The organism is Pseudomonas sp. GD03903 (assembly GCF_029840045.1).
Taxonomy (GTDB): Bacteria; Pseudomonadota; Gammaproteobacteria; order Pseudomonadales; family Pseudomonadaceae; genus Pseudomonas; species Pseudomonas pseudonitroreducens.
On sequence record NZ_JAOCBT010000002.1, the window covers coordinates 452,153 to 476,128 of the forward strand.

The 23,976-nt window shown below is 66.3% G+C and carries 22 protein-coding genes; 13 read left to right on the forward strand and 9 right to left on the reverse strand.

Annotated features, from left to right (window positions below; translation table 11 throughout):
* Window positions 1–8 precede the first annotated feature (8 nt).
* The 6 genes from N5C91_RS04730 (at window position 9) to N5C91_RS04755 (ending at window position 6,512) form a co-directional block, all read left to right on the forward strand.
* Window positions 9–224 carry a TOBE domain-containing protein gene (locus tag N5C91_RS04730; RefSeq protein ID WP_017517652.1) on the forward strand — a complete coding sequence of 72 codons (216 nt, stop codon included), beginning with the start codon at window positions 9–11 and terminating at the stop codon, window positions 222–224.
* 343 nt (window positions 225–567) lie between these two features.
* Complete coding sequence (locus N5C91_RS04735) at window positions 568–987, forward strand: MAPEG family protein (RefSeq protein WP_045212281.1); 420 nt, start codon at window positions 568–570, stop codon at window positions 985–987.
* A gap of 93 nt (window positions 988–1,080) precedes the next feature.
* Window positions 1,081–2,040, forward strand: coding sequence for a DMT family transporter (locus N5C91_RS04740; protein ID WP_279828181.1), 960 nt, complete (start codon window positions 1,081–1,083; stop codon window positions 2,038–2,040).
* Window positions 2,041–2,227: 187 nt separating this feature from the next.
* Window positions 2,228–2,749: a sigma-70 family RNA polymerase sigma factor gene (locus N5C91_RS04745; protein WP_279828183.1), complete on the forward strand. Its 522-nt coding sequence runs from the start codon at window positions 2,228–2,230 to the stop codon at window positions 2,747–2,749.
* The gene (locus N5C91_RS04750; RefSeq protein WP_279828185.1) at window positions 2,746–3,696 is read left to right on the forward strand and encodes a FecR family protein; all 951 of its coding nucleotides are present in this window, start codon (window positions 2,746–2,748) and stop codon (window positions 3,694–3,696) included. The genes N5C91_RS04745 and N5C91_RS04750 overlap by 4 nt, the downstream gene beginning before the upstream one ends.
* Window positions 3,697–4,019: 323 nt before the next feature.
* A complete protein-coding gene (locus tag N5C91_RS04755) occupies window positions 4,020–6,512 on the forward strand; it encodes a TonB-dependent hemoglobin/transferrin/lactoferrin family receptor (protein ID WP_279828233.1) in 2,493 nt (830 codons plus the stop codon).
* A gap of 259 nt (window positions 6,513–6,771) precedes the next feature.
* Here N5C91_RS04755 and aqpZ read toward each other — a convergent pair whose 3' ends face one another.
* From aqpZ to N5C91_RS04775, 4 genes are all read right to left on the reverse strand, one after another.
* A complete protein-coding gene (aqpZ, locus tag N5C91_RS04760; protein ID WP_236201096.1) occupies window positions 6,772–7,452 on the reverse strand; it encodes an aquaporin Z in 681 nt (226 codons plus the stop codon).
* A 165-nt stretch (window positions 7,453–7,617) separates the two neighbouring features.
* Window positions 7,618–8,241 carry an NAD(P)H-dependent oxidoreductase gene (locus tag N5C91_RS04765; protein ID WP_236175014.1) on the reverse strand — a complete coding sequence of 208 codons (624 nt, stop codon included), beginning with the start codon at window positions 8,239–8,241 and terminating at the stop codon, window positions 7,618–7,620.
* Complete coding sequence (locus N5C91_RS04770; protein ID WP_279828190.1) at window positions 8,234–9,628, reverse strand: class II fumarate hydratase; 1,395 nt, start codon at window positions 9,626–9,628, stop codon at window positions 8,234–8,236. Before N5C91_RS04770 ends, N5C91_RS04765 begins: the two co-directional genes overlap by 8 nt.
* Window positions 9,629–9,762: 134 nt before the next feature.
* Window positions 9,763–10,776, reverse strand: coding sequence for a DUF2804 domain-containing protein (locus tag N5C91_RS04775; protein ID WP_279828192.1), 1,014 nt, complete (start codon window positions 10,774–10,776; stop codon window positions 9,763–9,765).
* Window positions 10,777–10,943: 167 nt separating this feature from the next.
* Here N5C91_RS04775 and N5C91_RS04780 point away from each other — a divergent pair, with 167 nt between their 5' ends.
* From N5C91_RS04780 to N5C91_RS04800, 5 genes are all read left to right on the forward strand, one after another.
* Entirely contained in the window at window positions 10,944–11,456 is a 513-nt protein-coding gene (locus tag N5C91_RS04780; RefSeq protein ID WP_017517659.1) for a DUF2059 domain-containing protein, read from the forward strand.
* Window positions 11,457–11,508: 52 nt separating this feature from the next.
* Window positions 11,509–11,817: a BolA family protein gene (locus tag N5C91_RS04785; RefSeq protein WP_236175011.1), complete on the forward strand. Its 309-nt coding sequence runs from the start codon at window positions 11,509–11,511 to the stop codon at window positions 11,815–11,817.
* 180 nt (window positions 11,818–11,997) lie between these two features.
* Window positions 11,998–12,933 carry a rhodanese-related sulfurtransferase gene (locus N5C91_RS04790; protein ID WP_279828196.1) on the forward strand — a complete coding sequence of 312 codons (936 nt, stop codon included), beginning with the start codon at window positions 11,998–12,000 and terminating at the stop codon, window positions 12,931–12,933.
* A gap of 3 nt (window positions 12,934–12,936) precedes the next feature.
* On the forward strand, window positions 12,937–13,572 hold the full coding sequence (locus tag N5C91_RS04795; protein ID WP_236175009.1) for a DsbA family protein: 636 nt from the start codon (window positions 12,937–12,939) through the stop codon (window positions 13,570–13,572).
* Window positions 13,565–15,358, forward strand: coding sequence for an ABC transporter ATP-binding protein (locus tag N5C91_RS04800; protein ID WP_279828199.1), 1,794 nt, complete (start codon window positions 13,565–13,567; stop codon window positions 15,356–15,358). Before N5C91_RS04795 ends, N5C91_RS04800 begins: the two co-directional genes overlap by 8 nt.
* Here N5C91_RS04800 and N5C91_RS04805 read toward each other — a convergent pair whose 3' ends face one another.
* Both N5C91_RS04805 and N5C91_RS04810 read right to left on the reverse strand, forming a co-directional pair.
* Window positions 15,359–16,243 (reverse strand): class I SAM-dependent methyltransferase, encoded by an 885-nt coding sequence (locus N5C91_RS04805; protein WP_236201101.1) that lies wholly within the window; start codon window positions 16,241–16,243, stop codon window positions 15,359–15,361.
* A gap of 125 nt (window positions 16,244–16,368) precedes the next feature.
* Window positions 16,369–17,472: a PAS domain-containing protein gene (locus tag N5C91_RS04810; protein WP_236201102.1), complete on the reverse strand. Its 1,104-nt coding sequence runs from the start codon at window positions 17,470–17,472 to the stop codon at window positions 16,369–16,371.
* Between the two features lie 364 nt (window positions 17,473–17,836).
* On the opposite strand from N5C91_RS04810, the gene N5C91_RS04815 reads away from it, so the two are divergent.
* Both N5C91_RS04815 and N5C91_RS04820 read left to right on the forward strand, forming a co-directional pair.
* On the forward strand, window positions 17,837–20,287 hold the full coding sequence (locus N5C91_RS04815) for an EAL domain-containing protein (RefSeq protein WP_279828202.1): 2,451 nt from the start codon (window positions 17,837–17,839) through the stop codon (window positions 20,285–20,287).
* A 76-nt stretch (window positions 20,288–20,363) separates the two neighbouring features.
* On the forward strand, window positions 20,364–21,155 hold the full coding sequence (locus N5C91_RS04820; RefSeq protein ID WP_236175004.1) for an iron-containing redox enzyme family protein: 792 nt from the start codon (window positions 20,364–20,366) through the stop codon (window positions 21,153–21,155).
* Window positions 21,156–21,257: 102 nt separating this feature from the next.
* Here N5C91_RS04820 and N5C91_RS04825 read toward each other — a convergent pair whose 3' ends face one another.
* From N5C91_RS04825 to N5C91_RS04835, 3 genes are all read right to left on the reverse strand, one after another.
* Window positions 21,258–22,214: a zinc-binding alcohol dehydrogenase family protein gene (locus tag N5C91_RS04825; RefSeq protein WP_279828205.1), complete on the reverse strand. Its 957-nt coding sequence runs from the start codon at window positions 22,212–22,214 to the stop codon at window positions 21,258–21,260.
* 35 nt (window positions 22,215–22,249) lie between these two features.
* Window positions 22,250–22,411, reverse strand: coding sequence for a DUF1427 family protein (locus tag N5C91_RS04830; protein ID WP_082085844.1), 162 nt, complete (start codon window positions 22,409–22,411; stop codon window positions 22,250–22,252).
* A 722-nt stretch (window positions 22,412–23,133) separates the two neighbouring features.
* Window positions 23,134–23,901, reverse strand: a complete 768-nt coding sequence (locus N5C91_RS04835) for a helix-turn-helix transcriptional regulator (protein WP_279828208.1) — start codon at window positions 23,899–23,901, stop codon at window positions 23,134–23,136.
* Between the last annotated feature and the right edge of the window lie 75 nt (window positions 23,902–23,976).

The window sequence follows — 23,976 nt, forward strand, 5'->3', positions numbered from 1 at the left end:
GAAACGCCATGACCATCAAAGCCATCAACGTCCGCAACCAGTTCAAAGGCACCATCAAGGAAATCGTCGAAGGCGATGTGCTGTCGGAAATCGACGTGCAGACCGCCGCCGGCATCGTCACCTCGGTGATCACCACCCGTTCCGTGAAAGAGCTGGAACTGGCCATCGGCAGCGAAGTGATCGCCTTCGTGAAATCCACCGAGGTGTCCATCGCCAAGCTCTGAATGCGCCGCTGGAACACAACGGGCAGTCCGGAAACGGGCTGCCCGTTTTCTTTTGCGCGTCGGCTTCCGGGACGCGCCGGGCGATTTTGTAGGATGGGTGGAGCGCAGCGATACCCATGCTGTCGGCGTGCGGCTGTCCGTTTTCTTTCGGGCCGCTTGTGGTGTTTCCAATGGGCGTAGGAGCGGACTTCGTCCGCGATGTGCCACCGGCCCGCTCGGAGCGGCCGGGAATCGATCGCGGACGGAGTCCGCTCCTACCCCCAAGCCCACCTTTGTGCGGGCTAGAGCAATTGCTCTACTTCCCCTAGACTCCGCTCAAACCAACAAGAGAAAGGAGTCCCGCATGTCCCTGAGTCCCTCTGCCTTCGCGTTGCTCGGCCTGGTTGCCTGGACCGTGCTGCTGGTCCTGCTGCTGGTCAACCAGCGCGGCCTGCTGGTGATGTCTGGCCGCATGAAGGTCAACGTCTTCGCCGCCGACGGCAGCAACACCCCCGGTACTTTCGGCCAGCGCCTGGTGCGTGCCCACGCCAACTGCGTGGAGAACGTGCCGCTGTTCTGCGCGGTGCTGCTCTATGCCATGGTCACCGACCAGGTGCTGATCACCGATCCGCTGGCGCCGACCCTGCTGGTGGCGCGTATCGTCCAGTCCGTCGTGCACCTGCTCAGCACCTCGGCGCTGGCGGTGTGGGTACGTTTCGCCGCGTTCTTCGTCCAGCTGATCATCCTGATCTGGTGGTTGCTGCGCCTTTCCACCCTGATCTGAGCGGCGACCGGAACAGTTGCACAGCGCAACTGTTCCTATGGGGCGTTACCGCCATGACATAGCATGGCGGACCGCACACGCGTCGAGGCTCTCATGCACGTTTCATCCGGCCGCTGGCAATTCGGCCTGTTCCTGGCCCTGGTCACCGCCGTTCTCTGGGGCATTCTGCCGATCAAGCTCAAGGAAGTCCTGAAGGTGATGGACCCGATCACCGTCACCTGGTTTCGCCTGGTGGTGTCCGGTGGTCTGCTGCTCATCTACCTGGCCCTCACCCGCCAGCTACCGCGCTTCTCGCCACTTGGCGCGCGCGGCAAGGGATTGGTGCTGCTGGCCATTCTCGGCCTGACCGGCAACTACGTGTGCTACCTGATCGGCCTGCGCATGCTCACGCCGGGCACCACGCAACTGGTGATCCAGATCGCGCCAATCCTGCTGTTGCTGGGCAGCCTGTTCGTCTTCAAGGAGAGCTTCAGCATTGGCCAGGCACTGGGCCTCGCCGTGCTGATCTTCGGTTTCGGGCTGTTCTTCAATCAGCGCCTGGCGGAACTGTTCAGCTCGCTGGGCGAGTACACCACCGGCGTGCTGATCGTGGTGTTCGCCGCCTTCATCTGGACCTTCTACGGCCTGGCGCAGAAGCAACTGCTGACCCAGTGGACCTCGGTGCAGGTGATGATGGTCATCTACCTGGGCTGCGGCGCGTTGCTCACGCCCTGGGCGCATCCGCTGGAGGCGCTGGAGCTCTCGCCGCTGCAAGGCTGGCTGCTGCTGGCCTGCTGCCTGAACACCCTGGTGGCCTACGGCGCCTTCGCCGAGGCGCTGGCGCACTGGGAAGCTTCGCGGGTCAGCGCGACCCTGGCGATCACCCCGTTGGTCACCTTCGCCTCGGTGGCGCTGGCCGCCTCGCTGTGGCCCGAGTTCGTCCTGCCCGAAGACCTCAATGGCCTAGCCTATCTCGGCGCGCTGCTGGTGGTCAGCGGCTCGGCGCTCACCGCACTGGCACCCTCGTTGTTGCGCAGTTACCGGGCGCGAAGGGCGCGCATCGCCAACCTCTGAATGCCCCGAAGGCCGCCGCGAGACGGCCTTCTGCTATCCAGCGCTCGCGTTCGGCTTCATTTTCGCAAATGATATGTATTATCATTTGTGCAATTCGATGGTTGTCGAGGCCCAGTGCCTCGGTTCGGGGGCGACGTGGTAGCGGGCAACAGCGGGGCAGGGCGGCGACGCCGGGAGGCGTGGGTCGATGGATGAGCGTTTCTCCCGTTCGGTGTCCCACGCCTATCGCTCCTTCCACGGTGAGCTCCTGCGCTTCCTGCGCAAGCAGCTGGGCAGCTCGGCGGATGCCGCCGACCTCGCCCAGGACGCCTTCGCCCAGTGGCTCAAGTCGTCTTCGCGGCATGAAGTGGAGCAGCCGCGCGCATTCCTCTTCCAGGTCGCCCGCAACCTGCTGCGCGACCACTGGCAGCGCTCCCGGCGCTTTTCCAGCGAACCGGAAGAGGCCGTCGACAGTGACCAGCAACCGGCCGCCGAAGGGGGCGAACCCGTGGTGCAGTTCGAGCGACAACGTTACCTTCGGCAGCTTTCCCAGGCGCTGGACAGCCTGCCGCCACGGCGCCGCGAGGCTTTCATCCTGCACAAGTTCGACGGCCTGTCGCAGCCCGAGGTAGCGCGGCGCATGGGAATTTCACTGAGCATGGTGGAAAAGCACGTCGCCTGTGCGCTGTTGCACTGCAAGCGGCAGGTTCAGGGAGAGGGCGAAGCATGACGCCGCAAGAGGAACGCCAGCAGGTGATTGATGAACTCGCCGCCAAGTGGTTCAGCCGCCAGCGCGCGGGCGCCTGGGATGCCCGCGAGCGCCAGGCCTTCGACGACTGGCTGGCGGAAGACCCTGCGCATGAGTCCGCCTACCGTGAGATCGAGCAGTTGTGGAGCGATCTCGACCACATCCGCCGACCCGCCATCGTGCCTGGCCGTCGCCCGGCATTGCCCTGGCGCGGGCTCGCGGCTGCCAGTGTGTTCTGCGCGGCGTTGCTGTTGGCCAACGACTTCAGCGGCGGCCGCCTGGCCGATCCGCAACAGGTGCAGACCACCGCCGCGGGCGAGCAGCGCGAGGTGACACTGACTGATGGTTCGCGAGTGTTCCTGGCCGGTGATTCAGCGGTGCGCATCGAGTTTTCGGATGCGTTCCGCGATGTGCAATTGCTGCGCGGCGAGGCCTATTTCGAGGTTACCCATAACGCCGCCCGGCCCTTCCGCGTGACCCTCGGCGATAGCCGGGTACGGGTGCTCGGCACGGGGTTCGACGTGCACCGTGAGCGCGATGGGCTGACCGTGGCTGTCCGCCACGGCAAGGTGGCCTTGCAGGCGAAACTCGATGCGCGGGGCGAGCAGACCCTGACCGCGGGTGATCGCGCCCAGCTTGCCGCCGGTGCAGGGGAGGCGCAGATCGACCGCGTGCCTGTCGCCTCCATCGCCGCCTGGCGCGACGGCATGCTCGCCTTCCGCAATCAGCCGCTGGGTGCGCTGGTGGACGAGCTGTCGCAATACCGCGCCGCGCCTATCCGCCTGGGCGACGAGCGCCTGGCGCAGAAGCCCATCTCCGGCAACGTACGCCTGGCCCGCCCCGACGACTTCCTCGCGGCCCTGCCGGTGCTGCTCGATGTGCGCGTGCAGCGCAAGGCCGATGGCAGCGCGGTCATCCTGCCGCGCTGATCCCAACCTGCCGGTATTCCTCCGAGCTGGCCCATTTCGTAGGAGCGGACTTTGTCCGCGATCGATTACCGGCGGCTCTGAGCTGGCCGGTTGCACATCGCGGACGAAGTCCGCTCCTACCCAACCGGATCACACGTGCCGCAAATCTTTCTTGAGAAATATTTTTATTTGCAGGTGTGGGTTTTTCTCGAATGAGGGTCTTCCCCGTCATTCGCTGCGAAACGCGCAGCGCTTTTCGACCCTGGGGAGGGCCTTGCATGCAGTCTCGTTTCAACATTCCCTTCGCACGCCCGCTGGGCTGCGCCGTGCTGCTCGGCAGCCTGATGATGGCCGAGTACAGCCGTGCCGCCGATTGGCAGGTCAACCTGCCGGCGCAGGCGCTGAGCGACTCCATCGGCAGCCTGTCGCAACAGGCCGGCGTGCAGGTGCTCTACGATGCTGCCCAGCTGGACGGCCTCAAGGCGCCAGCGGTGAGCGGCCGCTACAGCGTGCGTGAAGCGCTGGAGCACCTGCTCAAGGGCTCGTCGCTGGAACTGGTGGAGGCGGGCGACGGCTTCGTCGTGCGGCGTTCGGGCAAGGTCGACAAGTTCAGCGACAACGCCATCGAGTTGGACTCGCAAACCATCGTCGGCAGCGGCCTGTCGGTGGACTCCAGCAACGTTGGCCGTTCGACCCTGACCCGCAAGGACATCGAACGCATCCAGGCCGACAACATTCCCACCCTGTTGCAGACCCTGCCCGGCGTGACCATGGGCGGCTCGCCCAAGCCGGGTGGGCAGACCGTCAACATCTGGGGCCTGGGCGATGCCGAGGACGTGCCTTTCACCCTCGACGGCGCGCCCAAGAGCGGCTTCGAGCGCTACCAGCAGGGCACCGTGTTCATCGAGCCGGAGCTGATCAAGCGCATCGAAGTGGAGAAGGGCCCGCACTCGGTCTACAACGGCAACGGCGGCTTCGGCGGCACCGTGCACATGGAAACCAAGGACGCGCCGGACCTGCTGCGCGACGATCAGAACGTCGGCGCCATGCTCAAGTACGGCTATCACTCCAACGACCAGCAGAAGATCTACAGCGGCGCCGTCTATGGCCGCACCGAGGACCGCAAGGTCGACGCGCTGGCCTATCTGACCGCCCGCGACGGTCGGGATATCAAGCTCGCCGGGCACATTCCCGATCCGAACAACAACTACCCGATCAACCCCAGCCGCCTGCCCAATAGCGCCCAGGACCTGGACGCCGGGCTGTTCAAGCTGAACCTGCACCCCAACCTCGACAACGACATCAGCCTGGCCTACAGCCGCTCCCACAGCACCCGCTGGACGCCGTTCTCCTCGGCCTCCTACCCGACGCCGCCGACCCAGTCGAGCATCGACCGCTACGGCTACGAGGCGGCACTCAAGCGCCTGCTGGCGCACCGCGACACCACGGACACCACCTGGTCGGGCAAGTACGAATACCACCCTGTGGATAACCCGCTGATCGACCTGCTGGTGCAGTACTCCGAGTCGCACATCGACCAGACCGACGAGCGCAATCCGGACGCCTTCTTCCAGGTCTCCACCGGTGGCCGCAAGATGGATACCGACTACAAGGACAAGGTGCTGGAGCTGCGCAACACCAGCCTGTTCGCCACCGGCCCGGTGCAACATGCGTTCACCGTGGGTACCGAGTTCCACCGCCACACCCGCACCACCGACATGTACATCCCCGGCTCCACCTACAACACCGCGCGCTACAACTACGGGCACTTCCAGCCGACCTTCATGCCCAGCGGCAAGCAGAACACCAACAGCGCCTACATCCAGGACGCGCTGACCCTGGGCAGCGTGACCATCACCCCGTCGCTGCGCTTCGACCATGTGCGCAACCAGGGCAAGGACAACGACGCGCCGATCTACAACAACGCCGCGCAAGGCCACGACTACAGCTCGCAGACCTACAGCGGCTGGTCGCCGCGCCTCTCGCTGTTCTGGACGGCCACCGAGCGCCTGGGCTTCTTCGCCGACTACAGCCGCACCTGGCGCGCGCCGGTGATCGACGAGATGTACGAGGTGCAGAACAGCAGCACGGTCAGCGCCACCAGCCGCGACCTCGACCCCGAGCGCATCCACGCACTGCGCTTCGGCTCGCTGGTCAACCTGCCGGACCTGTTCATCAACGGCGACAACCTGCAGGTGCGCACCACGCTGTTCCAGAACAAGATCAAGGACGAGATCTTCCGCACCCGCAGCGTCGGCTGCGAGCAGCAGGCGATCGACAACGGCACTATCTCCGGCAGCTGCGGCGACTACCTGCCGCTGTCCAACTACCGCAACCTGCCGGGCGTGACCTACAAGGGCTTCGAGATCGAGAGCTTCTACGACAGCCCCTGGCTGTTCGGCGGGCTGTCCTATTCGTGGGTGACCGGCAAGCACGACGGCGCCTACAGCAACCCCTGGGGCCCGAACGTATGGGCGCGCGACGTGCCGCCGGCCAAGTGGGTCGCCACCCTGGGCACCAAGATTCCGGCGTGGGACGCGCAGATCGGCTGGCAGGGCGAGTTCGTCCGCAAGACCGACCGCTTGCCCAGCGACAAGTATTCCGGCGGCATGGGCACCAGCGTTGGCGATATCTTCTGGGACCAGACGGTCAACGACAGCTACGACACCCAGCGCGTCTTCGCCAGCTGGAAGCCGCGTCGCCTGGGCTTCGAAAACACCGAGCTGAACTTCACCGTGGACAACCTGTTCAACCGCGACTACCACCCGGCGCTGGCCGGCGACAGCGTCTACAGCCAGGGCCGCAACGCCAAGTTCAGTCTTACCCAGTACTTCTGAGAGACTCCCTGTCGATTGTAGGAGCGAGCTCGCTCGCGAACGAATTTCCCCGCAGCAGCGAGGCAGGCCGGGTTCGCGAGCAAGCTCGCTCCAACGATCCGGCGTGCCCGTAGGGCGCATAAAGCGGAACGCTTTATCCGCCGATGGTGCTCACGGCGGATAACGCCGTTGGCGTTATGCGCCCTAGCAGAAGGCCTGCGCCCAGTGCCAACGAAAACGGGCGCCCGAAGGCGCCCGTTTGCTATCGCGGCTATCAGCCTCAGGCGGCCGGACGCACCACGCGGTACGCCAGCGCACCGATCACGCCACCCACCAGCGGGCCGACCCAGAACAGCCACAGCTGCTTCATGAACAGCGGGTCGGCGAAGATCGCCACGCCCAGGCTGCGCGCCGGGTTCACCGAGGTGTTGTCGATCGGGATGCTGATCAGGTGGATCAGCGTCAGCGTCAGGCCGATGGCGATCGGCGCGAAGCCGGCCGGGGCCAGCTTGCTGTCGGTGGCGCCCATGATCACGAAGAGGAAGAACGCGGTCAGCAGCACTTCGGTCAGCAGCGCGGAAATCATGCTGTAGCCGGTCGGCGAGCCTTCGCCGAAGCCGTTGGCGGCAAAGCCCGCCAGCGCGTCGAAGCCCGGCTTGCCGGATGCGATGTAGAACAGCACAGCACCGGCAAGCACGCCGCCGATGACCTGGGCGATGATGTAGGGGACCAGTTCAGCGGTACGGAAGCGGCCACCGGCCCACAGGCCGAGGCTGACGGCGGGGTTGAGGTGGCAACCGGAGATCGGGCCGATGGCGTAGGCCATGGTCACGACCGTCAGGCCGAAAGCCAGTGCTACACCCAGTACACCAATGGCGTGGGCCGCGAAGATGGCGCTGCCGCAACCACCGAACACCAGCCAGAACGTGCCGATCATTTCGGCGGAGAGTTTGCGAAGCATGCTGCCTCCAGAGGCAAAGAAGGAGCCCGGAATTCGGGCTTGCGCATGCTAGGGAAGTCAGAGGCTGGGGCGGTGTAGGGGAATTCCCAAGGTGTGGGGAATGCCTTCTGAAGGCGGATGTCGAAGGCGCAACGGATAGCGCGCGAGGCGCTATCCGCCCTCCGTTCAGACCTGCGTGCCCAGCTGTTCCGCCCGGCGCAGCCAGCCCTGCCGCTGTTCCTCGCCGGAGCCGCGCAGCGGGCTGAATTCTTCCAGGTGCTGCAGGGCGATGCCGCAGGGCGCGAGGATGCAGCGGGTCATCTGCCGATGGGCCGGAGCGCCCTGGCGCAGGCGGTAGTGCCAGTGCGTCTGGTCGTGGCTGACCAGCAGGTCGGCGCTGCGCCCGCCCAGCAGCGGTTCGAACTCGCGGGACTCCAGCGAGCGGTAGCGGAAGGCGAAGCCAGGCTGCAGCACGCGGTCGAAGAAGCCCTGCAGCAGGGCCGGCAGGCCGCCCCACCAGATCGGGTAGACGAAGGCGATGTGCTGCGCCCAGTGGATCTGCCGCTGGGCTTCGAGCACGTCCGGCTCGAGGTTCGGGCTTTGCTCGTAACCGCCGCGCAGCACCGGGTCGAAGTTCATCTCGCCGAGCTTCAGCACGTGCACCACATGGCCCTTGGCGCGGGCGCCGTGGGCGTAGGCCTCGGCGACCGCGTGGCAGAAGCCGCCGGGCTTAGGCGAGCCGAGCACCAGCAGTACGCGCTTGCCGTCGCCCTCGATCGGGGTGGCGCCGGAGCGGGTTGGCTCAACCATTCTGCCCGGCCTCCAGCATGGTTTCCGGGCGCACCCACTGGTCGAACTCGGCGTCGCTCAGGTAGCCCAGTTCCAGCGCGGCTTCGCGCAGGGTCTTGCCTTCGCCGTAGGCTTTCTTGGCGATCTCGGCGGCCTTGTCGTAGCCGATGTGCGGGTTCAGCGCGGTCACCAGCATCAGGCCGCGGTCGAGGTGCTCGCGCATCTTCGCGGCGTCGGGCTCCATGCCGGCGATGCAATGGGTATTGAAGTTGCGGCAGCCGTCGGCCAGCAGGCGCGCGGATTCCAGCAGATTGTGGATGATCACCGGCTTGTAGACGTTGAGTTGCAAGTGGCCCTGGCTGGCGGCGAAGGTGATCGCGGCGTCGTTGCCGAAGACCTGACAGGCGAGCATCGACAGCGCCTCGCACTGGGTCGGGTTGACCTTGCCGGGCATGATCGAGGAGCCGGGTTCGTTGGCCGGCAGCTTCACTTCGGCGAAACCCGCACGGGGGCCGGAGCCGAGCAGGCGCAGGTCGTTGGCGATCTTCATCAGGGCCACGGCGAGCGTCTTCATGGCGCCGGCCAGGGTCACCAGCGGCTCATGGCCGGCGAGGGCGGCAAACTTGTTCGGCGCGGAAACGAAGGGCAGGCCGGAGAGGTCGGCCAGTTCGGCGGCAATGGCCTCGGCGAACTCCTTCGGCGCATTCAGCCCGGTGCCGACCGCAGTGCCGCCCTGGGCCAGCTCGTAGACCGCCGGCAGCGCTGCGCGGATAGCGCGCTCGGCATAGTCCAGCTGGGCGACGAAGGCCGACAACTCCTGGCCGAAAGTGACCGGCGTGGCATCCATCAGGTGGGTGCGCCCGGTCTTCACCAGGTGGGCGTGGCGCGCGGCCTGCTGGGCGAGGCCGCCGCTGAGTTCGGCGATGGCCGGCAGGAGGTCGTTCTGCATCGCCTGGGCGGCGGCGATGTGCATGGCGGTGGGGAAGCTGTCGTTGGAGCTCTGCGCGCGGTTCACGTGGTCGTTGGGGTGCACCGGTTTCTTGCCGCCGCGGCCGTTGCCGGCGATCTCGTTGGCGCGCCCGGCAATGACCTCGTTGACGTTCATGTTGCTCTGGGTGCCGCTGCCGGTCTGCCAGACGACGAGAGGGAACTGCTCGTCGTGCTCGCCGGCGAGTACTTCGTCGGCGGCTTCCTCGATCAGGCTGGTGATGTTTTCCGGCAGCTCGCCCAGTTGTGCATTCACGCGAGCGGCGGCCTTCTTGATCAGCGCCAGGGCATGCACCACGGCCAGCGGCATGCGCTGCCCGCCGATGGCGAAGTTCTCCAGCGAGCGCTGGGTCTGCGCGCCCCAGTAGGCGTCGTCGGGGACTTCGATGGGGCCGAGGCTGTCGGTTTCGGTGCGGCTCATGGTGCTTCTCCGGAATAGGGTCTCGGCCAGTTTAGGCCGCCACGGGGCTTCCGGGTTCCACTCTGGCTCAATGGCCGTGATAGAGCGGTTTCAATGGCAGGACATGGCGCCGCCGGGCAGGCGGCGGCTGGCTGTTACCAGCGCGCCTGGGTCGAGCCGACCCAGCCGAGCGCGCCGCTGACCGGCACCAGCTCGCCGCCCGCCTCGCGCAGCGAGCCGTCGAAGCGCCCGAACCACTGGCAGGTCTCGGCGAACAGCGGCCCCAGGCGTGGGCAGGCGCGGTGCAGCTTGCGCGGAGTAAAGGTGAGGTCGACGCGCTCGTCGCCGCCGAGCAGTTGCCAGGGCGACAGCGGGTCATGCGGCACCTGGCGGATATCCACAGGGCCGCCCAGCGGCTGCAACTCGCCGCCGAACCACAAGGCGTTCTCGCTCAGGTGGCTGTTTTCCGTCCAGCCGGCGCCGAAATTGCCGGCGATGCCGCCGGGTGCGGCGAAGGCGGCGCGGGTCCATTGGGTATTGAATGGCCAGACGCCCCGGCCGAAATCCAGCGCGGCAAAGCTCCGGCCCTCGGTGCAGCGGTAGGTCCTGTGGCCAAGCGTCAGGCTGCCGCTGATCGGCAGGCCCATCTGCCGGCTGCAGGCGTGGAAGCATTTGCCGGTCATGGGCACCACCAGGTTGACCGACTCAAGGTGTGCCGGGCGCTGCACCTCTAGGGAGAGGTTCAGTGGCTGGCCGCCCAGGTTGGGCGCGCAGGCAGTGATGCGCAACTGGCCGGGCTGCTCGTCGAAGCCCAGGCACAGCTGGCCGTGCTCGAAGCGATGGCTCTGGTTCGGCATGTCCGGCAGGTGGCAACCCCGGCCGAAGGGGCTGAACTGGGTGCGGTGTACCGACTGTCCGGTTTCCAGGTCGAGGAAGTAGACGGCGCCGTAGCCCAGGTAGTCGAGGTCGGCAATGGTGATCGACAGCATCCAGCCCGGTGCGTTGATGCACCAGTGGTTCCAGCGCTTGCGCCGGCCGGTGTTGCCGGAGAGCTGGCAGAGCGTCTGCGGCCGCGATGACCAGCCCACGGCCGCGCTGTTCAGGCGACCGCGTGCATCGCACAGGGGCGGCGCGGCGACAGGCGTCGGTGGGTGGAAGAGGGTGTTCATCGGTCACATCCATGTGGCAACGCGCCGCAGCATGCCGTTTCATGAACTGTCCTACAAGAGAAGTCGGTCACTTCCCGGTCAATTGGCACTCACTTGAGCGCATTCCGAACTTAGGCGCAGAATGGCGGGTCCCACACGGACACCCTTCAGACTCACAGGACTGCCCCATGACCGTTCTTCGTTCCCTCTGCACCGCAGCACTTCTGGTTGGCTTCAGTTCCGTGGCACTGGCTGACGCCAACGCCGAGGCGGAGAAATTCCTCAAGCAGGTTCACGCCGACAAGCTGACCGTGCCGGTCTACGCGCAAGTCCAGCAGATGCTTGCCCAGCGTTTCGCCCAGGCCAAGGCGCCGGACAGCAAGAAGGCCGTGCTCGATCGCTACCAGGCCAAGGCCAATGCCGAGCTGGATCGTGCCGTGGGTTGGGACAAGCTCAAGCCCGAACTGGTCAAGCTCTACACCAGCAACTTCAGTGAGTCCGAGCTCAAGCAACTGAACGACTTCTATGCATCGCCCCTGGGCCGCAAGGTTCTGGAGAAGATGCCGCGCCTGACCGCCGAATCCGCCCAGCTGACCCAGGCCAAGCTGCAGACCGCCGTGGAGCCGGTGAACAAGCTGATGGCCGACATGGACAAGGAACTGGGCGTGAAAGCCCCGGCCGCCCCGGCCAAGAAGCCCTGATCGTCCTGACTTCCGCCAGCCTGAACCGTTCTGACTGCCAGCGAGACCCGACATGAGCATGCGTGACCGAATCCAATCCGCCCTGGGCGCCCTCGAACCGCAACACCTCGAGGTGCTCGACGAGAGCCATATGCACAGCCGCGGACAGGAAACGCACTACAAGGCCGTGATCGTCAGCCCGGTGTTCGCCGGGCTGAATGCGGTGAAGCGGCACCAGAAGGTCTACGCCACGCTCGGCGAGCTGATGAGCCAGTTCCACGCCCTTGCCATGCACACCTACACCCCCGAGGAGTGGGCACAGCAGGGGCAGGCGCCGGACTCGCCGACCTGCCGTGGCGGCAGCAAGCATGACCTGCACTGAATGCCTGCTGCACTGATCGGTTGACGGATGCGGGGTTCGCCCCGCTCCGTGTAGAATGCGACACCCAGCGCCGGCTTCTGCCGGCGCTGTCATTTTCAGCTTCTGATGCAGCTGTCGTTTCAGGCTGTCGATCCAAAGAACCCGGTCCGCCCTTTACGCGGGTGACCACTGGAGTGATGCATGAGCACCGAAAGAATCGTCGTCGCGGCGTTGTACAAGTTCGTCTCCCTGCCCGACTACGTCGCCCTGCGCGAACCCCTGCTGCAGGCCCTGCTGGACAACGGCGTGAAGGGCACCCTGCTGCTCGCCGAGGAAGGCATCAACGGCACCGTCTCCGGCACCCGCGCCGGTATCGACGGCCTGCTCGCCTGGCTGCGCAACGACCCGCGTCTGGCCGATGTCGACCACAAGGAGTCGTACTGCGACGAGCAGCCCTTCTACCGCACCAAGGTCAAGCTGAAGAAGGAAATCGTCACCCTCGGCGTACCGGGCGTGGACCCGAACGCCAAGGTCGGCACCTACGTCGAGCCCAGGGACTGGAACGCGCTGATTTCCGATCCGGAAGTGCTGCTGATCGACACCCGCAACGACTACGAAGTGGCCATCGGCACTTTCGAGGGCGCCATCGATCCCAAGACCAAGTCGTTCCGTGAATTCCCCGAGTACATCCGCGAGCATTACGACCCGGCGAAACACAAGAAGGTCGCCATGTTCTGCACCGGCGGCATCCGTTGCGAGAAGGCCTCGAGCTACATGCTCAGCGAAGGCTTCGAGGAGGTCTTCCACCTCAAGGGCGGCATCCTCAAGTACCTGGAGGAAGTGCCCGAGGCCGAGACCCTGTGGCGCGGTGACTGCTTCGTGTTCGACAACCGCGTGACCGTGCGCCATGACCTGTCCGAAGGCGACTACGATCAGTGCCATGCCTGCCGCAACCCGATCTCGGTCGAGGATCGCGCCTCCGAGCATTACGCCCCCGGCATCAGTTGCCCGCACTGCTGGGACAGCCTGTCGGAGAAAACCCGCGCCAGTGCCCGTGAGCGGCAGAAGCAGATCGAGCTGGCGCGCCAGCGCAATCAGCCGCACCCCATTGGCCGTGACCCCCGCGCGGAGAACTGATCCATGACCAGCCGCCTGCTCTACGTGATGGACCCGATGTGCTCCTGGTGCTGGGGGTTTGCCCCGGTGGCCAGGCAACTGGTGGAGCAGGCGCGCACCGCCGGCGTGCCGCTGGCGCTGGTGATGGGCGGGTTGCGCACGGGGCAGGGGGCGGCGCTGGAGCCGACCACCAAGCGCTACATTCTCGAACACTGGCACGCGGTGCATGACGCCACCGGCCAGCCGTTCCGCTTCGAGGACGCCTTGCCCGAAGGTTTCGTCTACGACACCGAGCCGGCCTGCCGTGCCGTGGTTACAGCGCGGCGCCTGGACGAGGACTGCGCCTGGGCACTGGTCGGCGAAATCCAGCGTGCCTTCTACGCCGAAGGCCGCGACGTCACCCAGGCCAGCGTGCTCAGCGAGCTGGCCGAACGCGTTGGCCTGCCGCGCATCGAGTTCGCCGAAGCCTTCGACAGCCAGGACAACCACCTGGCGACCCTGGCCGACTTCTCCTGGGCGCGTGACCTGGGCATCGCCGGCTTCCCCACGCTGCTCGCCGAGCGTGACGGCCAGTTGGCCCTGCTGACCAATGGCTACCAGCCGCTGGGCGAACTCGCGCCGCTGCTGCAGCGCTGGCTGGAGCGTGGGCGGCATGCCTGAGCTGTCCGCTGACCGCCTGAGCTGGGCGGAGATTCGCCGGCTCGCATTCCGTCATCGCAAGGCCCTGCTCCTCGCCAACCTGGTCGCCGTGCTGGCCACCGCCTGCAGCGTGCCGATCCCGCTGCTGCTGCCGCTATTGGTGGACGAAGTGCTGTTGGGCAAGGGCGACGCTGCCCTGCAGGTGATGAACCACTGGCTGCCCGCCGGCTGGCACAAGCCCGCCGGCTACATCGGCCTGATGCTGCTGGTGACCCTGGTGCTGCGCAGTTGCGCGCTGGTGTTCAACGTGCTGCAGGCCAGGCTGTTCGCGCGGCTGTCCAAGGACGTGGTCTACCGCATCCGCCTGCGCCTGATCGAACGCCTGAAACGCATTGCCCTGGGCGAGTACGAAACCCTGGGCGGCGGCTCGGTCAGCGCACACCTGGTGACCGATCTCGATACCCTCGACAAGTTCGTCGGCGACACCCTGAGCCGCTTCCTGGTGGCGCTGCTGACCCTTTGCGGAACCGCCGGCATCCTGATCTGGATGCACTGGAAGCTGGCGCTGCTGATCCTGCTGTTCAACCCGCTGGTGATCTTCGCCACGGTGCAGCTGGGCAAGCGCGTGAAGCACCTGAAGAAGCTGGAGAACGACAGCACCTCGCGCTTCACCCAGGCGCTGACGGAAACCCTCGAAGCCATCCAGGAAGTGCGCGCCGGCAATCGCCAGGGCTTCTTCCTCGGCCGCCTGGGCCTGCGCGCCCGCGAGGTGCGTGACTATGCCGTCGCTTCGCAGTGGAAGAGCGATGCCGCCGGGCGAGCCAGTGGCCTACTGTTCCAGTTCGGCATCGACCTGTTCCGCGCCGCGGCGATGGTCACCGTGCTGTTCTCCGACCTGTCCATCGGCCAGATGCTCGCGGTGTTCAGCTACCTCTGGTTCATGATCGGCCCGGTGGAGCAACTGCTCAGCCTGCAATACGCGTATTACGCCGCTGGCGGTGCGCTGGCGCGGATCAATGAGTTGCTGGCACGCTCCGATGAGCCGCATTACCAACATCGCCGCGACCCGTTCGCCGGGCAGAGCAGCGTCGGCATCCAGGTGCGCGACCTGAGTTTTGCCTACCGCGATGAGCTTGTGCTGGACGGACTCGACCTGGACATCGCCGCCGGCGAGAAAGTCGCCATCGTTGGCGCCAGCGGCGGCGGCAAGAGCACCCTGGTGCAGCTGCTGCTGGGCCTCTACCAGCCACAGTCCGGAACCATCCGCTATGGCGGCGCGGCACTGGAAGAGATCGGCCTGGACTGCGTGCGCGAGCATGTCGCCGTGGTCCTGCAGCATCCGGCGCTGTTCAACGATACGGTGCGCGCCAACCTGACCATGGGTCGCGAGCGCGGCGACGAAGCGTGCTGGCGTGCCCTGGAGGTGGCGCAGCTGGCGGACACCATCCGTGCCTTGCCACAGGGGCTGGACAGCGTGGTCGGGCGTTCCGGCGTGCGCCTCTCCGGTGGTCAGCGGCAACGCCTGGCAATCGCCCGCATGGTGCTCGCCGAACCGAAGGTGGTGATCCTCGACGAGGCGACTTCCGCCCTCGATGCCGCCACCGAATATGCCCTGCACCAGGCGCTGGAGCGCTTCCTCGAAGGCCGCACCACGCTGATCATCGCCCACCGCCTGTCTGCGGTGAAACAGGCCGACCGCGTGCTGGTGTTCGACGGCGGGCGCATCGCCGAGGACGGCGATCACCAGCAACTGATCGCCGAAGGCGGGCTTTACGCGCGCCTGTACGGTCACCTGCAGCAGGGTTGATCAGCCGTAGCGGGTGACTTCCAGGAAGGCCACGCAATTGCCCAGGTCGTGGAAGACCCGCGCGCCGCCGATGTCGTTGTAGGGAATGCCCAGCAACAGGTCGAGCAGCGAAGCATCGGTGCGGTAGTGCGGGCGCCAGTCCAGCAGCCCCTCGAGGTAGGCAATATCCGGCACGCCGGGAAGGAAGTTGCCCATCAGCAGGCGGCCGCCGGGCAGCAGGCGAGCGAACAGGTTGCGGGTCAGGTCGCGGGCGTCATGGTCATCCAGCACCTCGTACAGGCCCGGCGAGTAGATCAGGTCGAAATGGCTCAGGTCCTGGCGCCCGTAGAACAGCTCGTCCAGGGTGCACTGCTGCGTCTGGATGCCGAGCGCGGCGTAACTGGCCTCCACCGTCTGCAGGGACAGGGACTGCGCATCCAGCGCGGTGAACTGGAGGAATCGACCATGGCGCAGCGAGCGCGCCAGCTCGACTTCGCGCAGGTGTCCGCAGCCCACGCAGAGAATGCGCGCCTGGCCGCTGAGCTGGTCGCAGCAGCGGTCGATCTCCCGCGCCAGCAACTGGCGGCGCGAGCGCAGCGCGCGGGACGCGGGGGCAGAGCTGGCGTAGCGGAACAATTCATCGGTGGGGCCGTCGGGCAACAGCGAGCGCAGGGTGCTGTCGATGCCGTACAGGTAATCCATCAGCACGGCGTTGCCGGCGCCTTCGCCCATCGGCCGTTCGCGACGCCGGGGAAAGGGCACCACGCGCAGGCTCTCCGCGGGCGGCGCGCTGCCCGTGGCGAGGGTCAGCAGATCGGTCTCGCCATCCCTGAGGTGGCGCAGTTGTTGTTCGAGTTGCTCGATGGCTTCGGTTAGCGAGTCCGGATGCTGAGTGCCATTGTCCATTGCCGTCCACCTGGGAAATCGCGCAGTGAAAAGAATGCGTCACCGGCCGCGCCGGTGCCCCGTCCAACACCTTAGGGGCCGCTTGGCCCCGGGCCATCATCTGAATGAATGACGGCGGCGAAATTTCAGCGCTGCCCGAGCCGCACCAGCAGGCTGACCAGTTCGGCCTGACGGCTGGTGTGGGTCTTGCGGAACAGCGCGCGCAATTGGCTGCGGACCGTATTGATCGAGGTGCCGAGCTGTTCCGCGCACTGCTCCGGCGCCAGGCCGCGGACCAGCAGGGCGCCCAGGCGCTGTTCGGCCGGGGTGAGGCCGAACAGTTCGCCGAGCAGGCGGCTCTGGCGATGTGCGTCGAGTAGCGCCAGCAGCACCAGGGGGCGCTGGAAGGGCTGGTTGAAGTTCGCTTCGGCGGGCACCGGGGTGACCAGCAGTTCCTGCCCGCTGCCATCGCCCAGCGGCAGCCAGCCGGCCTTGCCCTTGCCGGAGCGCGGCGCAGCGTGGCGCACCAGGGCCTGGAGTTTCGCGTCGTGCTGGCGGCAGTGCAGGCGCCCGAAGACTTCCTGGAACAGCCCGGCGCGCTGCCCGAGGCGCTGCTGCGCCGCCTGGTTGGCGTAAAGGACCCGGGCGTTGCCTTCCAGCAGCCAGAGTGGCGTGGGGTGCTGGTCCAGCAGCAGGTCGCGGTGGGCCAGTTGCTGGCGCATCTCGTCGATGCGACCGAACATCCGCGCGGCGCGGGTCAGGTGCTCGCTAAGGCGGGTCAGCAGGGTTTGTTCCTGCGCGTCGGGATAGCGAGCGCCGAGGCTGGTCAGCACCGACAGGTAGACGCCGGAGTTGGCCTGTTCGTTGAGCTTCAGGCAGGACACGTTGTGCATGCCGTTGGGGCGCTGGAATTCCTGGTAGTAGGGATCGCGGGCCATGCGCTGCGGGCCGTACTCCTCGCGGTCGTGGTACCAGTGGCCGACCGGGCGGTGGAGCATGAAGCCCTTGGACGGATCGATGGTGCAGAACTCGCGGTTGTAGGTTTCGATGGCGCCGGGATCGCAGAGGTTGATCTCGCTGGCCAGCGCACCGCTCTCGGTCTGGTCCCAGAACAGCAGGGCGCCTTGCTGGCGGCCGCTGGCGCAGATCAGCTCGGTGAGCAGCGGCAGCCAGTTGGCCTCGTCGAGCACGCACTCGTAGGTCAGGCCCACCAGGCGGTCGTAGCGTCTGTCCATATCCCGCCGAGGCATGGCCGCTCCATCCGTTGCTTGCCGGTTGCACGTTGCGCCTTGCAGATTGCACTTTGCAGATTGCACGATCGGCTCAGGTATGGCACATGGCCTTCGCTGTCGCAAGGCCACTAATCGGCTACCTGGTCGCCGCGGCGGGCAGGCGACGGAAGGTGTTTTGCGCTCAGCAGCCACGGTATTTCCGCTGGACGGCAGGCATCCAGCCGACCAAGCGTCATGCCCTTCGGTTTGAGGATTTCCAGTGATCGGCTAGAAGTTAAGGAACGGGCCGCCTGACAGAAAAGTCCCCGAGGCGGAGCGCCAGCTCCTCCCCTGTGGCCTGGCAGGGATCAGAAGAAGGAAGTCGAAACTGGTTATGGATGCAATGGGACTTTTGCCGACCCGGCGTACGACGCGTCTGCTCAAGCTGGTCTGGCCGTTCATGGTCGTGGTCCTGCTGCAGACGCTGATCGGCAGCGGCAGCTTCTTTATCCTCTCCGGGGTGCGCGCCTATGTGGGCGGCGAGAGCCTCTGGTCCAAGGGCCAGAAGGACGCCATCCATTACCTGCAACTCTACGGCCAGAGCCGCGACACGGAGGATTACCAGCGCTACCGCACCGCCATTGCCATTCCCCAGGGCGATCGCACCTTCCGCGCGGCTCTCGACCTCAGCCAACCTGACCTCGACCTCGCTCGCAGCGGTGCCCTGCAGGGCGGCATCCATCCCGACGATGTCGGCGCGCTGATCTGGCTGTACCGCTATTTCCACGAATACAGCTACTTCGACCAGGCGGTGAAGATGTGGATCATCGGCGACGCCTATCTCGATCAGCTGGAACAACTGGCCGACGAGATGAGCGCAAAGATCCGCGCCGACGACGTCCGCCCCGGCGACCTGAGCTACTGGAACAGCCGCATCCAGGCCATCAACGACGGCGTCACGCCCGCCGCCATGGCCTTCTCCGCCGCGCTGGGGCAGGGCTCGCGGATGATCATGTGGGTGCTGCTGGTGGCCAACGGCCTGACCGGGCTGGCATTGATCCTCCTGGCGGTGTGGCGCACACGCAAGCTGCTGCACCAGCAGCGAGCCTTTGAAAGTGCGCTGGACACCGAGCGCGAGCGCGCGCAGACCACCCTGGCGGCAATCGGCGACGGCGTGGTCACCCTCGACGACCACGAATGCATCGCCTACTTCAACCCGGCGGCGGAGCGCCTGATCGGCTGGGACAACTCCATGGCCGTCGGCCTGCCGCTGCGCTCGCTGCTGCGCGTGCTGGACGAGAGCTCCCAGGTCGAGGGCCTGCCCCTGGTGGGACAGATCCTGCGTGGCGAAGTGGACGGCGGCAGCGAGACCAGCAAGCTGATCCAGCGTCTGGACGGTACCAGCGTGGCGGTAACCCTGGTGGCCACGCCGATTCACGCCGATGGCCGGGTAGTCGGCGTGGTGCTGGTGCTGCACGACATGACCCGCGAGCGCCAGTACATGGCCAGCCTGTCCTGGCAGGCGACCCATGACGCGCTGACCGGCCTGACCAACCGCCGCGAATTCGAATTCCGCCTGAAGCAGGCCCTGGAAAGCTCGGCGGATTCGCACGACCAGCACTCGCTGATGTATCTGGACCTGGACCAGTTCAAGCTGGTCAACGACACCTGCGGCCATGCCGCCGGCGATGAACTGCTGCGCCAGGTCTGCTCGGTGCTGCAGCAGTGCCTGCGCGATGGCGACACCCTGGCGCGCCTGGGCGGTGATGAGTTCGGCATCCTCCTGGAACACTGCCCGCCGGACATGGCGGTACAGATCGCCGAGCGCATCCGCCTGACCGTGCAGGCGTTGCACTTCATGTGGGAAGGGCGCGGCTTCAACGTCACCGTGAGCATCGGCGTGGTGCACATCTCGGCCATGCTGGTGTCGGTCGAGGAGGCGCTGCGCTGCGCCGACATGGCCTGCTACATGGCCAAGGAAAAGGGCCGCAACCGTGCCCAGGTGTTCCGCCCCGACGATACCGAATTGTCCAACCGCGTCGGCGAGATGGCCTGGGTGCAGCGAATTCGCCTGGGCCTGGAGGAGGAGCGCTTCTGCCTCTTTGCCCAGCCGATCTTCCCGGTCGACGAGCGCGTGATGGAGGGCGCCCACGTCGAGCTGCTGCTGCGCCTGAACGACGAGTGCGGCCGGCTGGTGGCTCCGATCAACTTCATTCCCGCGGCGGAGCGCTACGGGCTGATGCCGGACATCGACCGCTGGGTGGTCGAGAATGCCTTCAGGATCCTCGCCGAACGCATTGCGGACGGCGGTTACGAACCGATCCATACCTGCGCCATCAACCTCTCCGGCGCGACCATCGGTGACGACACCTTCCTCGACTTCCTTCGTGAAGTGCAGCCACGTTATGGCATCGAGCCGTCGAGCGTGTGCTTCGAGATCACCGAGACCAGTGCCATCGCCAACCTGGTCAACGCCACGCGCTTCATCCAGGAGCTCAAGGCCCTGGGCTACCGCTTCTCGCTGGATGACTTCTGCGCCGGCATGTCTTCCTTCGTCTACCTCAAGCACCTGCCGGTGGACTACCTGAAGATCGACGGCAGCTTCATCAAGGACATGCTCGAGGACCCCATCGACCGAGCCATGGTCCAGGTCATCAACCAGATTGGCCACGTGATGGGCAAACGCACGGTGGCGGAGTTCGTTGAGACCCAGGAAATCCTCGAAGTCCTGCGCGAAATCGGCATCGACTATGCCCAGGGGTATGGCCTAGCGCGGCCGCAGCCCTTCAATCGGAACTTCCTGCGTGAGACGCACGTCGCAGCCGTGGCATCCGACACAACCTCCGGACGGTGACGCGCAGCCAGGAGAGGACTAACCTGAGGCCTGATTTACCGGTGCTTGCATGGATCGACCAGCAACGGAGCCTTGGATGAACGACACCTTTGTTCGCAGTGGGCCGCTCAAGGAACTTTCCAGTTACCCGCACTGGGCGCAACGCCTGGTGCAGGAATGCGAGACCAGCCGCCTGGCGGTGGTGGGCCACCCACTCTACGCGCGAATGCGCGACGGCCAGCTGAGCCGCCAGACCATGCGCGCCTTCCTCATCGGCGGCTGGCAGGTGGTGGAGCAGTTCCCCCTGTACATGTCCCACAACCTGCTCAAGACCCGTTTCGGCCGCAGCCCTGGCGAGGACATGGCGCGGCGCTGGCTGATGCGCAACATCCGCGTCGAGCTCAACCACGCCGACTACTGGGTACGCTGGGCCGAGGCCTATGGTGTGACCCTGGCCGAACTCAAGGCGCAACTGGTGCCCGCCGAACTCCACGCCCTTGGTCACTGGTGCTGGCACAGCTGTGCCACCGAAGAGCTGGCGCTGGCCATGGCGGCCACCAACTACGCCATCGAAGGCGCGACCGGAGACTGGTCGGCGCTGGTCTGCTCCAGCGATACCTACGAACGCACCCTGCCGGCCGGCGCCCGCAAGGACGCCATGCGCTGGCTGAAGATGCACGCGCGCTACGACGACGATCATCCCTGGGAAGCCCTGGAGATCATCTGCACCCTCTGCGGCCCGCAGCTCGCCATGCCGCGCTGCCTGGCCCTGCGCGAGGCGATCTGCAAGAGCTACGGCTACATGCGCATGTTCCTCGACCAGTGCCTGGCACTGGAGCAGGCCCAGAGTGGGCTGCGGCGGGGATCTTCGATGAAGGCGGCGGGGTAGGGGCTGGTTGTGCTCCGGCGCAGGGGAATGCCCTCACCCTGGCCCTCTCCCTGCGGGAGAGGGCCAGGGTGAGGGGCTTTCAGCGGACCGCCAATCGAATCCTCACGGCACGAGAATGATCTTCTCGCTGCTGCCTTCGTTGATCTCGTGGTAATGCTGTACACCCTCGCTCAGCGGCACTTCGCGCAGGCCGGTGGGCAACGGCAGCCTGCCGTCGTCGAACCACTGGCCGAACTGGCGCAGCATCGCGGCGCAGGCGAGCGTGTCGTACAGCAGCGAGTTCACCCCCACCACTGAACCGCCACGGCGATACAGCGCCAGGGCCGGCAACTGCACATGGCCGTCCACCGGTGCGGCGATGATGGCGATGCGGCCGAAGGTGGCCAGGGCGGAAACGGCGGCTGGCAGCCAGAAACCGGTGGTATCGAAGATCACCTCGGCGCCGCCGGGGAAATGTTCTTCCACCTGTGCCGCCAGCGTTTCCGCCGAGCCCAGCAGGATGCTCGGGACGCCCTGGGCCTGCAGTTCCACCTGTGATTCGGCACGCCGTACGGCGCCCAGCACCTGCGCACCACGGGCCTTGGCCAGGGAAATGGCCGCCGCGCCGACAGCGCCGGAGCCGATCACCAGCAGGCGCGTAGCGTTACCGACCTGGCTGCGCTCCAGGGCGTCCCAGGCGGTGGTGAAGGGCACGCCGCAGCTGGCGGCCTGGGCGAAGCTCAGGCGTTCGGGCATCAGCGCCACGCCGCCGGCCGGCACGCTCATCAACTGGGCGTGGCTGCCATTGCGGCTGAAGCCGAGGCCGCGACCGGTGCCCCAGACGGACTTGCCCAGCAGCTCGGTCGGGCCCTGTACCACGGTACCGGCGAAATCGCGGCCGGGCACGCGGGGCAGCGTGGTGTAGGGGAAGCGACCGAGGACGTTCTTCACGTCGCTGGGGTTGAGTCCGGCGGCGTGGACTTCCACCAGCACTTCGTCGGCGGCGGGCACCGGGTCGGCGATCTCGGTGAAGCTCAGGGCGGCGAGGTCGCCGGTGCGGTCGAATTGCAGGGCTTTCATGGCACGGGTCCTTGGCAAGCAGTGGGAGTGAGGAATCAGTGCAGCCAGCGGGTCAGCAGCGGCAGGGCGTTCTCGCCGATCTGCATGCCCAGCAGGCCGACCAGCGCCACCAGCGGCGGCGCCGGCGAGCGGAAGTCGAGGAAGTGGTAGGCGAGGCCGACGGCGATGCCGATGGCCAGGGAGATCAGGTAGCTCATGTGTCCTCCGTGGATCGCTCCGGCGGCCGGGTGGGATGGAGGCAGTCTAGGGGCTGCGGGAGGGCGTCGCCGGTCAGGGACTTCGGAATATCGGACAGATGTCGGTGGGGAGTATTGGATGGGCGTGCCAGGTGCCGAGCGGCAGTGCCCGTTGCAGGAACGGGCCATGCTCGCGATCAGTCGGCAGGGTCGGCGCTTTCTTTTGCTCTGGTGCTGCCGGACTGTCGCGTTGACCTGGGTGTTTCCGCGCCGCTTCGGCATACGCGCGGATTCTGGGTTTCGCCCCCTCGGGCGACCTTCTTTGGCAAACGCCCCAAAGAAGGCAAAGGTCTAGCCCCGGACATCCGGTTTTTCGCTTGGGCGAAAAATACCCTCGTCGAATCGAAGTTTCAGGGGCACACCACGAAGGGCCATCCCTGGCCCATCGTGGCTCTCGCGGCATCCATGCCGCTCAACCCCTGAAACTCCAATTCAACGAGGCCTCCTGAACGGGGCATTCCGGAGCGCTTGGGTGTTTCTCTGGAAGTCTTCTAGACGCTGGAGCCAGAGCCAGAGCCAGAGCCAGAGCCAGAGCCAGAGCCAGAGCCAGAGCCAGAGCCAGAGCCAGAGCCAGAGCCAGAGCGTGGAGCAGGCTTTTCCTGTAGGAGCGAGCTTGCTCGCGAACCCGCACGGCACGGTGCAATGCCGGTCGCGAGCAAGCTCGCTCCTGCGAAAGGCCAGGCCTACCGGGCGCAGTATTCCGAAGGCGCCACGCCCAGCTCACGGCGGAACATCTCGCTGAAGCTCCCCGGCTGATAGCCCAGACCATGGGCAATCTGGCTCACCGCGAGGCCCTCGTTGAGCTGCGCCACCGCCGTGGCCAACTGCACCTGCCGGCGCCACTGGGCGAAGCCCATGCCCAGGCTGCGCTGGAACAGGCGGGCGAGGGTGCGCACGCTGGCGCCGGCATCGGCGGCGTGCTGTTCGAAGGAGATGTCCTGCGACGGCTCGGCCATCACCGCCAGGCACAGGTTCAGCAGGCGGCGGTCGGAGTCGTCCGGCAGCGGCACGCGCAGCAGCAGGCTGCGGGCGCGTTGCAGTTCCAGCACGGCCAATTGCGACAGTGCCTGGTAGTAGTCGGTGTCCGGCTCGCGCTCGTGCTGCACCAGGGTGACGATCAGCTCGCGCAGCAGCCCGCCGACCTCGAATGCCTGCACCTGCTCACCGAGGGAGTCTGCCGTTCCCGGTCGCAGGTAGATGTTGCGCATCTGCAACTCGCTGACCACGCGAATCCCATGGGGCACCTGCGGCGGCAGCCAGACGGCGCGGTTGGGTGGCACCAGCAGCGCTTCGGCGGGCGTTTCCAGCCACATCACCCCGGACATGGCGTAGAGCACCTGCCCCCAGTCATGGGAGTGCGGCTCGATGTGCAGCCCGCGCGGGTAGCTGCGGGCCAGGGCGCGGAGGGAGGCGGGGGTGGCGTCGAAATCAGGGGGAGCGGCGCGGGCCATGGGGTGACTCGGGCAGTAGCGATGGGCCGCATGGTAGTCGCCGCGCGGCTCGCTGACGAGAGCGCGGCACTTGGA

Coding starts and splice junctions, on each gene's coding strand:
- N5C91_RS04830 (WP_082085844.1), bottom strand. CDS start 22,411: ATGAGCTACCTGATCTCCCTGGCCATCGGCATCGCCGTCGGCCTCGCC.
- N5C91_RS04745 (WP_279828183.1), top strand. CDS start 2,228: ATGGATGAGCGTTTCTCCCGTTCGGTGTCCCACGCCTATCGCTCCTTC.
- N5C91_RS04735 (WP_045212281.1), top strand. CDS start 568: ATGTCCCTGAGTCCCTCTGCCTTCGCGTTGCTCGGCCTGGTTGCCTGG.
- N5C91_RS04770 (WP_279828190.1), bottom strand. CDS start 9,628: ATGAGCCGCACCGAAACCGACAGCCTCGGCCCCATCGAAGTCCCCGAC.
- N5C91_RS04805 (WP_236201101.1), bottom strand. CDS start 16,243: ATGGACAATGGCACTCAGCATCCGGACTCGCTAACCGAAGCCATCGAG.
- N5C91_RS04815 (WP_279828202.1), top strand. CDS start 17,837: ATGGGACTTTTGCCGACCCGGCGTACGACGCGTCTGCTCAAGCTGGTC.
- N5C91_RS04795 (WP_236175009.1), top strand. CDS start 12,937: ATGACCAGCCGCCTGCTCTACGTGATGGACCCGATGTGCTCCTGGTGC.
- N5C91_RS04835 (WP_279828208.1), bottom strand. CDS start 23,901: ATGGCCCGCGCCGCTCCCCCTGATTTCGACGCCACCCCCGCCTCCCTC.
- N5C91_RS04775 (WP_279828192.1), bottom strand. CDS start 10,776: ATGAACACCCTCTTCCACCCACCGACGCCTGTCGCCGCGCCGCCCCTG.
- aqpZ (WP_236201096.1), bottom strand. CDS start 7,452: ATGCTTCGCAAACTCTCCGCCGAAATGATCGGCACGTTCTGGCTGGTG.
- N5C91_RS04825 (WP_279828205.1), bottom strand. CDS start 22,214: ATGAAAGCCCTGCAATTCGACCGCACCGGCGACCTCGCCGCCCTGAGC.
- N5C91_RS04800 (WP_279828199.1), top strand. CDS start 13,565: ATGCCTGAGCTGTCCGCTGACCGCCTGAGCTGGGCGGAGATTCGCCGG.
- N5C91_RS04750 (WP_279828185.1), top strand. CDS start 2,746: ATGACGCCGCAAGAGGAACGCCAGCAGGTGATTGATGAACTCGCCGCC.
- N5C91_RS04790 (WP_279828196.1), top strand. CDS start 11,998: ATGAGCACCGAAAGAATCGTCGTCGCGGCGTTGTACAAGTTCGTCTCC.
- N5C91_RS04820 (WP_236175004.1), top strand. CDS start 20,364: ATGAACGACACCTTTGTTCGCAGTGGGCCGCTCAAGGAACTTTCCAGT.
- N5C91_RS04755 (WP_279828233.1), top strand. CDS start 4,020: ATGATGGCCGAGTACAGCCGTGCCGCCGATTGGCAGGTCAACCTGCCG.
- N5C91_RS04730 (WP_017517652.1), top strand. CDS start 9: ATGACCATCAAAGCCATCAACGTCCGCAACCAGTTCAAAGGCACCATC.
- N5C91_RS04810 (WP_236201102.1), bottom strand. CDS start 17,472: ATGCCTCGGCGGGATATGGACAGACGCTACGACCGCCTGGTGGGCCTG.
- N5C91_RS04780 (WP_017517659.1), top strand. CDS start 10,944: ATGACCGTTCTTCGTTCCCTCTGCACCGCAGCACTTCTGGTTGGCTTC.
- N5C91_RS04765 (WP_236175014.1), bottom strand. CDS start 8,241: ATGGTTGAGCCAACCCGCTCCGGCGCCACCCCGATCGAGGGCGACGGC.
- N5C91_RS04740 (WP_279828181.1), top strand. CDS start 1,081: ATGCACGTTTCATCCGGCCGCTGGCAATTCGGCCTGTTCCTGGCCCTG.
- N5C91_RS04785 (WP_236175011.1), top strand. CDS start 11,509: ATGAGCATGCGTGACCGAATCCAATCCGCCCTGGGCGCCCTCGAACCG.